This is a genomic window from Candidatus Eisenbacteria bacterium, assembly GCA_030017955.1.
Taxonomy (GTDB): Bacteria; Eisenbacteria; RBG-16-71-46; order JASEGR01; family JASEGR01; genus JASEGR01.
The window spans coordinates 21,294-34,403 of record JASEGR010000011.1 but is presented as its reverse complement, the minus strand read 5'-3'; the positions used below and the strand labels follow the sequence as shown (position 1 = coordinate 34,403).

Sequence of the window (13,110 nt, the reverse complement as noted above, 5' to 3'; positions counted from 1 at the left end):
CCGAGGCACCCGGATTCCTGATTTGTCGTATCGCAATTGTTATTGAAACGCGCGCTCCTAGAAACTCATCGAGAACGAGACTCTTCCAAGTGGCGCAGGTACCGCAAGGACAGTCGAGTCAACCCTCAAGCCTTTTCTAAGCGGCATCCCGAACCCGATGGAAGCGGACGGAAGAAGCAGATTGGTTTTCCTTCCGGCATCATCATCGGTGCCTTGCCTGACCTCATCCGCCCAGGTCACGACGGCTCCAAGCTTGAGCAGGGAGAAATCCAGACCCAGCCCGACGCTTCTCTTCGGTTCCACTCCCCTGGTCTGGCCAAGGAAACTGTATCCGAACTGCCCTGTGTATGTTGCATACGTGACTGTTGTTGTGATGAATCCCAACCTGATTGAGCTTCCGATTTTGAACGAGGAAGGAAGATGGATGCTCAAGCTGTCGCTGGTCCGGTTTTCAATGAACTCGGTCAGCGTAAGCTTTGCAATATCAAGTTTGGTTGGATCAAGGATATCGTCGCCGCCTTCGGTGTTGAGCGCGGGCACTTTGTTTTCGACTACGTTCATGCTGCCCGTGAGCAGGATATCGGGAAGGTCCTCATAGAGTGCGTCCAAACTCAGGCGATTCCCCATCCGGTAAGAGGCGCCAAGCTTTTTGCCCCATGCCTTTCCCTTGAAACTCGCCCATGCCGACTGGTTCAAGTCATTATGCCAGTCGTCATTCGGATTATTGAAAATGAACTCCTGACCGCTGTATGACATGAGTCCGTCCACCCTCGCCTTTCCGTCGAAAAACGCGTAGCCGTCATATCTTGAAAGACCGGCTCCGAGCCCGATATTGTCCAGGAGACTCCTCCCGATGCTGACAGATGTGACATTCACACTGACATCAGCCAGTACGTTCAGGTCGATCATCGCCTTGAATCCAATCGGCTTCGTTTCGTCCCCGATTGTTTTCTCTGTCTCAAACTGAACTTCCATGCCGGTTTCGATAAACTTCATCTTGAGGCTGAACGGCTCTGATAGCGCCGCGCCAAATCCAAAACCATAGAGTGGGAATGCAACGCTTCCGGAATAGACTCCGCCTTCCTGCCCGAAAGCTGCCCCGACTTCGGGGTATGAGACTTCAGTTTCCGGCGTTCTCAGGTCGGTCAGAGCACTGTCAACACCTTCGTTTATCCTCTTTTGAACGTCAAAAAACCTGCTGACCATACTCAGACTAGGTTTAAGTCTGGGAGCGCAATCGACTGAACCCTCAGCTTGTCTCAGGAACGCGAGCCCGGCGGGATTCAACGAGGCGTGGGCGCTGCCCGGAGAAAGAGTTCCTATTCCTCCACCAAAGGTATTGCCGGTTGAGCCAATGCCATAGAGCACGGACGAACTGAACGAGAAATCCATGTCCATCTTTCCGCCGGAGAAGACCGTGATCTTGTCCTTGCTGTCCTGATTCTGGCCAAAGGCCGGTATCGCCGATGAAACCCAAAGAAGAGTGAGAATCAGAATGAGTTTCAAGAAAATCGGCCTATTCCATTCCCGAGTCTTCCAGAACGAAAACATATTTGTCTCCTTCGAGTGGGGACCTGGCGGTAACAGCATGTCATCTAATAATTTTTCGGAGGGCTCCAACCTTTCCTTAACAGCAATTACGCCGTTTTGTTCCAGGAGCTGCCTTCTGACTTACTAAAACGAAGTGGCCCAAGCACATCGCAGGGCTGATGCACGGACCGGCGATCGGATGGAATCACGCGGGAATGCTTGCGATGCTTGACAGCTCAGAAGGCTTGTGGGTTCTAGCTGTGGATGTTCATAGGGAGCCTGGGGATCACTCGCCCGGCGGGTTTGAATTGCCTCATACGTCACCCGGGCAACCCGTACTGCTTTCGGCTCAATGTGGTTGATACGACTGCAGCTCGTACCAGGCTGCACTGGCAACCCTCCACTTCACTTCCCCGACGTTTGCAGCAAACCAGAGGGTCCACTCAGTCTCTTGAGACGAGCCCCTGACTCCTTTCCCGGGCGCACGTGCGCCGCTTGACAGGCCTATTCTAACCACTGCGCAGTCAACGAAAGTCCCGGCAATAGTCGACACGTTTTCCACGGCCTTGATTTCAGCCGTGTCGTGAGCTGCCGATATGAATCTTGCTCCGACACGGACAGGAAGGGGCAGGATTGGAAGGGGACTTTCGTCGCGCTTGACATCGTAGGTAACAACAGCATTGCTCTTCTTGGCGACATAGAAGGTCTTTTGATATCCCCAGCTATAATCTCTTCTCACAGCGAACGCGTTGGTCCCGCCGGGCGGAAGTATCGCCGTATCCACCACTGTCCATGTCTCAACGGCGTAGAGAGTGTCAGGCGGCGACTGGGCGATTCCGGCCGGAGGTATGACACAGGAGAATGTCCAGCTCCTCCCAACTTCCAATGGAAAATAGTCCCCGGGAAGATTGTCCTCATCAGGACCGGTCGTTTTCTTATCGCAGTTCAACGTGAAAACCAACCAGAAAAACGCAAGAATGAGAAATACTTCAATCTGAACCTTCTTCAAGTTTCGTCCCTTCGCAAGGCTGACCCGTCAGTCCTTTCTGTTTCCTACTTCTTTCCTTATGTAATCAATTATCTCGGCCGTTGGTGTTCCAGGTCCAAAAAGCTCCCCTACTCCCATTTTTGCAAGTTTGTCTGCATCTTCCTTCGGGATTATCCCTCCGCCGGTCAGAAGCATGTGCCCGGCACCTTTCTCTCTGAGAATCGAGAGCACTTTCGGGAAGATGGTCATGTGTGCACCCGAAAGAATGCTCAATGCGACAACATCAGCGTCTTCCTGAATGGCCGCCTCAACGATCATCTCCGGGGTCTGGTGGAGTCCTGTGTAGACGACCTCCATGCCCGCATCCCGAAGAGCGCTCGCGACAACCTTCGCGCCTCTGTCGTGCCCATCAAGTCCGGGCTTAGCAACGAGAACTCGTATCTTCTTTTTCATAGTTCAGGTATTCGGGTACACGTCACTCATATCACATATCATGGGCAGCGATACAGACATCTCTTTGTTCCGGAACCACGGTTGAAAAGAGAACTGCCTCAGCGGAAGGTCTCTTTCCCAAATCAGTTCTTCCCCCTCTCATTCTCAATCACAGAAATTATTGCTCCCGCCTCTCTCAGCGGAGTGCCCTTTCCATCAAGGACTCTCGCGACAGCACTCTCTATTCTTCCATCAATCCCGGACTTCTCCCAGGCATCTGCCAAAAGCCGCTCCTTCACCAACTCATGTATCTTGAATCTTATGGCATCCTCCCTTTTCCTTTTCAGTCCGTTGCTTCCCGAGAGAAAGCCGAGGTGCTCTTCAATCTTTTCAGAAAGCTCCTGAACTCCATCTCCTTTCGTTGCCGCAGTGAGTAAGACGGGTGGAGACCAGACTGAATCGGCATTCCTGAGTTCCAGAATGCTCTTTACCTCGGCGGAAGTCCCCTCCGCCCCTTCCCTGTCCGCCTTGTTTACGACAAAAATATCCCCTATTTCCATGAGCCCGGCCTTCATCGCCTGAATTCCATCGCCTGATTCGGGCACAAGAACGACTATAACAGTGTCTGCCGTATCCACGATATCGAGCTCTGATTGTCCCACTCCGACAGTCTCAAGAAAGATCCTTTCAACGCCGGAAGCATCAAGCGCCTGACACACATCCAGAGCAGCACTCGGGAGCCCACCCAGACTTCCCCTTGTTGCCATGCTCCGGATGAAAATTCCCTCATCTCCCGCAAGCTCGCCCATCCGCACTCTGTCTCCAAGAAGCGCGCCTCCGGTGAAGGGACTGGTCGGATCCGCAGCAATTATCCCGACTCTCTTCCCATTTTTTCTCATCTCAAGGGCAAGCTTTGACAAAAGCGTGCTCTTGCCGGCGCCTGGTGGGCCGGTGATGCCAATCCTGAGCGCCTTCCCTGCATGCGAGGAAAGCAGATCAATAAGCTCCAGGGCGGCAGCTTCCCCGTCTTCGATTACCGAGATCGCCCTGCCGAGCGCAAGTCTGTCGCCCTCAACAATCCTTCTTGCAAAATCCGATGGGTTGAACATCAGGTAAAGAATGCTGCCTTTCTTGGTCTGTGCCCGGATTGGCTGACATTCAAGAAATGCTCATAAGCACAACAATCACTCTGCGCACGCGGAATGCACGTGATTCCCACTCGCCTGGAACCGCTAGAACTCAATCCCTTTTCTGGCAGGGATTCCTTTTCTGTAGTGATGCTTCACCTCTTTCATTTCGCTCACGAGGTCCGCAAGCTCAACAATCCTGGCGTGAGCGTTTCTCCCCGTTAAGATGAGCTCAAGCCGTTCCGGTTTTTTCTCGATGAGGGATATCACCTCATCGACGCCGATCAGGCCGAAATCCACTGCAACATTTATCTCGTCGAGAATAACCAGGTCGTAGTCGCCGGAAAGCACAGCATTTCTTGCCTTCTCGAAGCCGTCACGTGCGAGCTTCCTGTCCTCGGGAGACGGATTCTCTCGCGAAACGAAGCTGTCCCGACCCGACTGTATGATCGTGAAGGAAGGAATCTGTCTCAGCGCGTTGAGCTCTCCGTACTCTCTTCCTTTCATGAACTGAATAATGAGCACCCCAAGTCCGTGGCCGCTTGCCCTGAGGCCGCAGCCGATAGCGGCGGTGGTCTTCCCTTTCCCATCACCTGTGTAGACCTGAACCAAGCCTTTTTGTTCTGGCATCATCGGTTGGGTCGAGTGCCCAGCTCACTTCCTCTGGGTTTTTTCCTGAATCCAGTCTGCAATCATCTTCAAGGCAGTCGGTGACATGGTTTCTTCGATTTTTCCGTACTCCAACGGCGTTCCGGTTTGGGAGGGCTGGAAGAGGTGATTCAGACCTTCCAGTTCTCTGATCGAATAGTGCTTGTTGCGCCCCGCCACAAGGGCGTCCTTTATTGCAGCAAGGTTTTCATCCGGAGGCACCTGCAGATCTTTTTCACCATTTATCGCAAGAACCGGGCATTTCACTTTCATCAAAGCCGGTTTTGGATCGTAAGTAAGAAAGGTACGAAACCAGGGAGACATGAGCTGCCGCAGCTGAGGGTCGATGGCTGCCTCGGAATGCCCAAAGGCCTTTTTCTCATCGTCGGTCATCGTCTTCAGCGCCTCCAGCATGATTTCGCGGAGTTTCTTTGATGCGACTGCATCATCCTTTTCCTGTTTCAGCACAGTGAACATCCGCTCCTGAAGAGCTCGGTTCTCGGCAATTTCCTCATCGCTCGCCCCGTTTGCCTTGGCAATGAGCGCGCCCTGCAGATAGAGAATCTGCTCCCCGGTCAAGCCGGTTCCTGCCATCAATACTATGAAGGCGATATCCTTTGACTGGACTGCCACCATCGGAGCTATGATGCCGCCTTCACTGTGTCCGATTAGACCAATCTTCTTCTGGTTTACTTCATTCCTGCTCTTCAGGTACTTGATGCCGGCAAGAACATCGCTTGCAGACGATTCACTCGTGGCCTGGCTGAAGCTGCCGGTCGAGCTGCCCACACCCCGGTCATCTACCCTGAGCACTGCGATCCCGTGGCGTGTCAGATAATCCGCGAGCACAAGGAATGGGCGGTGTCCAAAGACTGTTTCATCCCGGTCTTGAGGACCTGAGCCCGTGATGAGAATCACCGCAGGAAACGGGCCTTTGCCTTCGGGCAGCGTCAATGTGCCGGCTAGTGTTATCCCTGCGTTCTCATTCTTGTAAGAGACTTCTTCCTCACGATACGGATATGGTTTCTTGGGTTCCTGCGGCCGCTTGACCTCAGGTTTTTTCTCGCTTCGTTCAAGAGTAAGAGGAATCGTCACTCCGCCTTGACTCCAATTTCCTTCGATCGCCGAGCCGTCCCCCCTGAACTTGCCTTCGAAGGACCCCGCGACAGACTGGATTCCCAGGCGGACATTGCTGCCATCGAAAATCACGTCATCAACCACTATTCCTGTGGCGCCCTGGTCAGGGCTGTCAAGCGTGGCCTTGAGCGCACCGCTTGGTTCCCTGGAAATGTTGAAGACGACTCTGAGCTCGACTCCACCGAATTTCACAACTCCCTGCCAGGTACCTTCAATGTTTGACCCGGTGTTCCCCGGCGACTGTGCAGAAACCCCGGCAGTCCCAGAAATAGCGAATAGCGTCAGGGCCGAAATCACGATTCGAGACAGAGAAACCAGCAGTCTTTTCATTCTATCCCCCTTTGACTGCACATGAAGTGAGAGGTAGAATTCTCTCAGGACCTATTCTATACCTGTGTTGACACACGTGTCCACAACGGGAAAAGTCCTGGGAAAGCGGAGAGGAGGCGGCCAGACCTCGTGTGCACAGCAGCAATATGACTAAAATGATACTTTACTTAGTCTCCCGCATGAACGAGACTATATGCTGTAAACCTTAGCTGGAGGTCAAGTATGGAGATAGCTCCTAGAATTAGCGTCGATCCGAAGATCCGTTTTGGGAAACCGGTGATTGCGAAGACCCGCGTACCTGTCGAGCTTGTCATTGGCAAACTGGCTGGAGGAATGACTTACGAGGAGGTCGCAACGGAGTATGGAATCACTCATGAGGACATTCTTGCGGCTCTCGACTATGCAGGAAAGACGCTAGCCGATGAAAGGCTCAGGATGACCGGTTGACATGCCAAAGTTTGTAGGTGAGGATAAGGAAGAGAGAAACTCTCGGTCGCTAGGCCAGAGGAGCCATATCGTGGCCAGAAGTGCCGTTCGCCGGCACACTGCCCCGGTCCTTCAAGGCTTGGTGGATGGCAAACGCCTCACAGTGAATCATTGCTGCTTCTCATGTGCAAGATACGCTCTACTTGATAACCACCATCTTCAACGTCCGGGAGTATTGCGGCGAAATCAATCCATCGCGGCGGGTAATACCAATGGACGAGTCCGCCCGCTGACGTCACGCTTTCTGTTGCATGATCCCTGGCTTGTGCAGCAAACTAAGACCTTGACAGTTGTAGTCTGAAGAGACTACATTTGTAGTCATTCGGGACTACGACGATGCAAACACTGCTCGAAATAACCAGGTCAAAGGTACGGCGCGACCTCTTGCGGCTTTACTTTACCAATGTCGACGAGGAGTACTATTTGCGACAGCTTGAACGACTTCTTGGTTTCTCGGCCGCCAATATCCGCCGTGATCTTCTGAAGCTCAAAGAAACTGGACTCTTCAAGACAAGAGCGGTCGGCAACTTGGTTTTCTACAGCCTGAACAAGGATTATCCCCTTTGCAATGAACTGAAAAGCATAGTCTTCAAGACCATTGGAGTAGAAGGTAGTCTGAAGAAGATAGTCAATGCCACTGAGGGAGTCGAAGTGGCTATGATTTACGGGTCATTCGCTGCCGGTGAGGAAACCGGAAAAAGTGACATTGATCTTCTAATCATTGGCGAACCAAATGAGGAATATCTCATGGCCGGGATAGACAAGCTGGAAAGAGATCTCAGGCGTGAGATTAACTACACTATCTACTCGAAAATGGAATACAAGAAGCGCAAGCGGAAAAATGATTCCTTTATCCGGAAAGTGTTGACCAAGCCCAAGATCATGCTCGAAGGTTCAGAAGATGACCTTCGATGATCTGGCGGATTCCGGACGACTTAGAAAAGACGAAACCGGCAAAGACAAAATTGCCGAATTCCTTCAATTCGCCAAGACTGAAGTGGAAGCGGCCCGATATCTCTTCCCGAAATACAGGGCTGTCGCCTACAAGTCTGCCTACGATGCCTTAATCCACGCAGGAAATGCACTTATCAGACACTATGGATATCGTCCAACTGACAGATTCACCCACGCCACGATAACTGAATGCACCGACCGGATTTTGGGCAAGGAATATGGTGCACTTGTAGGCAGATTCAAGAGGATGAGAAGAAAGCGCCACCCGCTTCAGTACGAAGCCAGCTTCGTTGAGTCAGAAACTGAGGTTCTGAAAAGCATAGATGAAGCCGCAGAGCTGATCAAAAGAATCGAAGAACATATCGGGGTAAAACCTCGCCAATCAAGCTAAGATACGGAAAGCGTCCCGGGAACTGCTTACCTCAGGACTACAAGTTTCCTTGAAAGAGCTTTCCCATGTGCCTCAAGCCGATAAACATAGACGCCGGAAGAAACCTTGTGGCCTCTCTCATCAACCCCATCCCACTGGATTGCGTGGAACCCTGCCGGCGTGACACCCGAGATGAGCTTTCTCACGACGCGTCCCATCACGTCGTAGACGATAAGACTTGTCTGGACGCTGGTCGGCAAGTCGAACCGTATTGTCGTTTGAGAGCTGAATGGATTCGGATGCGACTGGTGAAGCGCGAGCACGGTCGGCAGAACCGGGAGTTTCTTGTCGGGCACGGCCACGGTAGTCGCACATTCGACCCGCGAATAATTGTTTCCCTCGTCAAGCTCAGGGATAGCGTTCGCCCGGTCAACAATTGCGTAGACCGCATTGCCAACATAGTCAGGCTCCGCCCATGGAATTGACACGATGGTGGTGTCGCCTAATTCCAGCGCAATCAGCAAGCGGTCGCCGATAAGCATCCCGCCCGAGTCCGGGTGACTTAGGAAAAATTCAACCCCGACTCCGAGTGCATTGGCCATGCCCGTGTTTGCGAAAGCCGCTTCGATTATCAGAGTATCGCCAACTCCCCAACAGGCCGTGAAGGAGCCGGGCACCACGACCAAGTCGGCGAGAGCGCCACGGATAACATCGCCAAAGGATTCGTTGTTCCCCTCACTTCGTTCCGCCACCTCTTCGAGGGAGTCTGCAATTAGGTAAATGGTACTTCGGCCTAGCGGCGCAAACCACGGCACCGAAACCCGAACACTTGAACGCGCTGCCACGCTGCTCACTCTGACGCTGTCAATGGATGTTCCCCCCGCAATTGGATTCCCCCGGTAGAAGGACACGAGGAAGGACGGACTTGCGACACCTCCCTGGTTTTCAACCACAGCCGAGAGCACGCCAACAGAGTCGGACCCCGCATAGCTGATCGAGTCAGACGGCACAACCAGGTCTGGAAGAACAAGGAATTCAAAGGACGCCCGATTTCGACTTCGATCAGGATCGGGCAGAACACTGTCGGGATCTGCGGTTGCCGTCAGAGTATCGACCCCGGCCTCGGCAATAAGGTGACTCGTGACTGTGATGGTCTCCGCCGGTGCTGCTGAAAGACTCGACACTGTAGCCAGAGTTCCAGTTCGCCTGGCAAATCGAACAGAGAAGTCATTGGCCCCTACGCCGCCGGTGTTAGCGACCATTGCCGCAACATCAACAGAGTCTCCGGGCGAAGGATTGGGCTTGGAGACCGTTACGGAGCAGACAGTCAGGTCCGGCAAGACGCTGACCTTAACGTAAGCGATGTTGTTGGCCTCATTCTGCTCGGGGACGTTACCCATCGGGTCTGCCACTCCGTGGAGCTTGTGCATCCCTGAACTCACAATCCACGCGGCTGTCGCAGTGAATGTTGAATCGGGGCTGACTGCCGGGAGCGACACATCTGCAATCACAACGCCTCCCGAATCGGGATGTCCGTCGTAGAAGCGCACAGTGCTTGGCATAGAGCGGACATCGCCTATGTTCTCGACCCGGGCATTGACATGCGCGGTGTCACCTACTGCAGGGTAAAATCCACCAAGCCACACTGACCCTGCCGCAAGACGCAGGTCCGCCGAAAGCGGCCGATAGCCAAAATTGAGCTGGTCAGTTAAACTCAAATCGTTCGATATTCCGCGGGAGGCGATGCTCAAACCATCGAAGAAGTTATTCCGCATACTCGCGCCCGGCGGATTCTTCAAGTCGCTCTTCAAGTCAATGACATGCAGGTTGTTCTGGCGATCCAGTGCGGCAGTAACCATCCAGTCGGTAAGGGTGTCGGCAGTCACCGACCGAGGTAACGTCCAGGCCGAAGCCGGTTCATCGAGGTCCTTCAGCGCCACCTTCAGGTCGCCGTCATAGCCGTCGTAGCCGCGCCACAAAACTGCGGCGATATTGCGTTGATCCACCAGAGGAACTGGCGTTTCAATGAACAAAGAGTCCAGCGCAACCTCTTCAGCCCCACCCCAGGTAGCCTGTCCGTTCGGTTTCCTTTTGGCCATAACGTGATAGCGCAGGGTGGAATCTGGCAAAGTCTCGACCTCAACCCATGTGGCAAGCACATCTCCGCCTGGCGCCATCACCACAGAAGGCGAAGTTCTCTTGTTGCCCACATCTCGAAGTATCTCATGTGCGCTCCATGCGCTCCCGTTCCATGTGGACCACATTACTTCCTGATTCCCCGAGCCCGGAGGATCTTCTCTCACCCAAACCACAAGCGCAGAGTCTCCTCTCAGAGCGCAGACGAATGGAGACAAGTCATCTGCCGAGTCATTCGTGATTGACGCGGGCGCGGACCAATCAACCCCCGAGAATTTCGAAAAGTAAATTTCGCCCGAGCCCGGGGCAAGGGCGCTGTCGCCGACGGAACGCGCCCATGTAAGCATGGCGCCTTCCGACTCAAGACCTGCGAGGCTGGGAAGTCCGTCCGCACGGTACGGCGGCTGAGTATCCTCAATCACCGGCGAAGGCTGACTCCATCCCGACTCTCCACGCACTGCATACCAGATGTCCTGACGATCCAGAATGTTGGACAGACTAAGCGGCTGGTTCGCTTCGGGTTCAAGAAGAGAGCTCTGCACCCACGCTGCGACTGCTCTACCGTCGGACAAGAAAGAAACCGCAGGAACGCTTTCAAAGCGGTCGTTTGTTGTCACCCGCTCGGGATCATGCCAGGTGCCAATTGAGTCCCTGATAGCGAAGAACACTTCGGGGTCAACTCGTAGCGGGTCGGCATCCACATCCGCTATCCAGACAACGCCAACTTGCCCTTGTTTCCCGGATGCTGAAGCCGGATACGGAAAAACCGCGGGCAGATACACCGAATCGGGGAGCGTTGCAAATGCGAGGGGCATGGAGGGCGGCCCGGTCAACTTCGGGTATGTTCCTTCCCATGGCCCCCACGTCCATGTGAGAAGGTCTTTGCTTGCGCGGCCCCAGATAATTGAACCGGTCACTCTGCCTCCGATAAGGAATGAATATTGGCCACTCACGCTGAAATTGGGAGGAGGATACACATAGCGAAGTTCCGGACCCCACAGGGCTTGTGGCGAGAGGACAAGTTCAAGCCTGCCAAACTTGATCGGGTCGGACACCCTGAGGATGCCGTTTACTCGTGCGCCAACCTGACCTCCCAGACTCACATCAATTTGCCCGAGGTTGACCTGGAGAGTACCCGAGGCCATCGCCTTCACGAGCACGTCCATGCTCAGACCAACATCAAAGCACACCACGCCGTAAGCAACGCAAAGCGATGGCGAGTACACTTCCGGCAAGGCAGGGATTGCCAGTTCCAGCGATCCTTCGACAGCAATGCTCTCAAGTTGGCTGCCATCGGGCGAGACTGAACACGTCAATATCAATTCCCACTCGCGTTCCCCTTGGCCAAAGACCTCTGTCTTAATCTTCACCTTGCCTTCGACTTTCCACGCTAGCCGCGAGTCAACGGGATAGTAGAATGTCAGGTAGATATTCTCTTTAAATTCTATACTGGTCAAGCCGACAATAAGCACGTCAGGATCTATGAGGTCCTGAAAGACCAGGAGCGCTATGTCGGTGGTCTCTTCATTCTTGAGTCTGAGCGTGAAGGTCAGATACCCGGGCTCACGGCCAAACCCGACCGGCAGCACTTTCTCGAGCTGAAGACGGCCTGTCATCCACCACGGCCAGTCTCCGACGACCAGTGTTACAACATAGGGTTCGGATTGCAGGCCGGAGGCATCGAAAGCCGTGACGGTCAAAGCCAGGTTCCCTGCCGGCAATGTGCCGACATCAAAGGACACCGACCAACCATCTGCCGGGTTCGTGTCCTCCAACACAGTCCCGTTGAAATCGAATCTGACGCGGACCAAATCATTGTCGGCGTCTGAAACTGTGGCAGTGAACCGATTTTCTGCCCCTTCGATTCCACTGAGGAACCGTCCAATTAATTTGGGGTCCGACAGTCCATCGTACTGGGCCGTAACTCCATTCACTCGGGGCGCTACTCTCCCGAGAACGCCAAGTTCCCGCGAGGCAGAGTTGTTGATTTCCGAGGATTCCTTGATCGAATTCAACGGATCTACAAAGACGTAGAACTTCTGGTAGGCGCTTGAGGGAGTCCAGCTCACGCTTGCAGCTTTCACTTCGCCAGGCCCGACGGATTGCAGCACTACATCCGGATCAATTTTCACGTACTCGTTTATTCCACTCCCTGTGCTTGCATCGTAAAAACGAACGCGGACACCGGACGCGCTCGTCCCGCCGTTGTTATGAACCATTGCCGTCAACGTGAGCGTCCCTGTTTCCAGAACCGTATAGGTGAGATCGGTCGCCCCCAAAGCGAGGTCGGGTAACCCAGGGCCGGGCAGCCCCGGAAGACTCAGGTCTGCATGAACCGAGGACTGCCCCGTCCAATGCACAAGATCGCTAGCTGCCGCGCCGTATCCGGACTTTGAGGCCTGTACCACATAGTCACCGAACGGGATGGCCAGGAATTCGTACTTTCCTTCCACGTCGGATGTTGTCGTGTACAACACCTGGGATCCCAGAAACAACTGAACAAGTGCGCCGGGGACGACGCTCCCTGAGCCGACCGCCCGGACGACGCCGCTAAAGCTGGCAGGAATTGTCGAACGTGTATCAATAGCAAATGCCGGGCTCAAACCCCAGCTCTGATTCATCGGTCCAAGCCAGAGCGAAAAGGCGGCGCTTGTCCCTTCTCCAATCAAAACTGCCGGTGGACCCGCGAAGCCGGGCCCGAGGTAAAGGCTGAACGGGGGGCTTGTTCCCTCACCAATCAGACCATTCGTAGAAGTTTCTGCGCTCGTGATGAGGCCTCCCGAAGCCAGCACCGGCAAGAGAACAGCAAGGACGAACAAGTGGCTTATTCGAGAGGTCTCACGGCACATAGTCGTTCCTCCTTCTTGCAAGCAGGCATATCGGGTCGCCGGGCTTCGGCATACCGCCTACCACAAGGCGACCCGTGCTTCTCTCTTCGGCCACGAAGGGCCGGGAACGGGTCGTGGACATTT

10 protein-coding genes are annotated in these 13,110 nt (G+C 54.0%); 3 read left to right on the top strand and 7 right to left on the bottom strand.

Annotated elements, in window-relative coordinates:
- Positions 1-57: 57 nt before the first annotated feature.
- The 6 genes from QME66_02825 to QME66_02800 all read right to left on the bottom strand — a co-directional run bounded on the left by QME66_02825 (position 58) and on the right by QME66_02800 (position 6,192).
- Positions 58-1,551 (bottom strand): hypothetical protein, encoded by a 1,494-nt coding sequence (locus QME66_02825; protein ID MDI6807902.1) that lies wholly within the window; start codon positions 1,549-1,551, stop codon positions 58-60.
- 328 nt (positions 1,552-1,879) lie between these two features.
- Complete coding sequence (locus QME66_02820; protein ID MDI6807901.1) at positions 1,880-2,539, bottom strand: hypothetical protein; 660 nt, start codon at positions 2,537-2,539, stop codon at positions 1,880-1,882.
- A 27-nt stretch (positions 2,540-2,566) separates the two neighbouring features.
- Positions 2,567-2,971 (bottom strand): cobalamin B12-binding domain-containing protein, encoded by a 405-nt coding sequence (locus QME66_02815; protein ID MDI6807900.1) that lies wholly within the window; start codon positions 2,969-2,971, stop codon positions 2,567-2,569.
- A 122-nt stretch (positions 2,972-3,093) separates the two neighbouring features.
- Entirely contained in the window at positions 3,094-4,059 is a 966-nt protein-coding gene (gene meaB, locus QME66_02810) for a methylmalonyl Co-A mutase-associated GTPase MeaB (GenBank protein ID MDI6807899.1), read from the bottom strand.
- 123 nt (positions 4,060-4,182) lie between these two features.
- Positions 4,183-4,707, bottom strand: coding sequence for a cob(I)yrinic acid a,c-diamide adenosyltransferase (gene cobO, locus QME66_02805; protein MDI6807898.1), 525 nt, complete (start codon positions 4,705-4,707; stop codon positions 4,183-4,185).
- Between the two features lie 24 nt (positions 4,708-4,731).
- Positions 4,732-6,192 (bottom strand): alpha/beta fold hydrolase, encoded by a 1,461-nt coding sequence (locus QME66_02800; GenBank protein MDI6807897.1) that lies wholly within the window; start codon positions 6,190-6,192, stop codon positions 4,732-4,734.
- 222 nt (positions 6,193-6,414) lie between these two features.
- On the opposite strand from QME66_02800, the gene QME66_02795 reads away from it, so the two are divergent.
- The 3 genes from QME66_02795 (at position 6,415) to QME66_02785 (ending at position 8,023) form a co-directional block, all read left to right on the top strand.
- Positions 6,415-6,639 (top strand): DUF433 domain-containing protein, encoded by a 225-nt coding sequence (locus tag QME66_02795; GenBank protein ID MDI6807896.1) that lies wholly within the window; start codon positions 6,415-6,417, stop codon positions 6,637-6,639.
- 375 nt (positions 6,640-7,014) lie between these two features.
- The gene (locus QME66_02790) at positions 7,015-7,593 is read left to right on the top strand and encodes a nucleotidyltransferase domain-containing protein (protein ID MDI6807895.1); all 579 of its coding nucleotides are present in this window, start codon (positions 7,015-7,017) and stop codon (positions 7,591-7,593) included.
- Entirely contained in the window at positions 7,580-8,023 is a 444-nt protein-coding gene (locus QME66_02785) for a hypothetical protein (protein MDI6807894.1), read from the top strand. The genes QME66_02790 and QME66_02785 overlap by 14 nt, the downstream gene beginning before the upstream one ends.
- A 26-nt stretch (positions 8,024-8,049) precedes the next feature.
- Here QME66_02785 and QME66_02780 read toward each other — a convergent pair whose 3' ends face one another.
- Positions 8,050-12,987: a CARDB domain-containing protein gene (locus QME66_02780; GenBank protein ID MDI6807893.1), complete on the bottom strand. Its 4,938-nt coding sequence runs from the start codon at positions 12,985-12,987 to the stop codon at positions 8,050-8,052.
- Positions 12,988-13,110 lie beyond the last annotated feature (123 nt).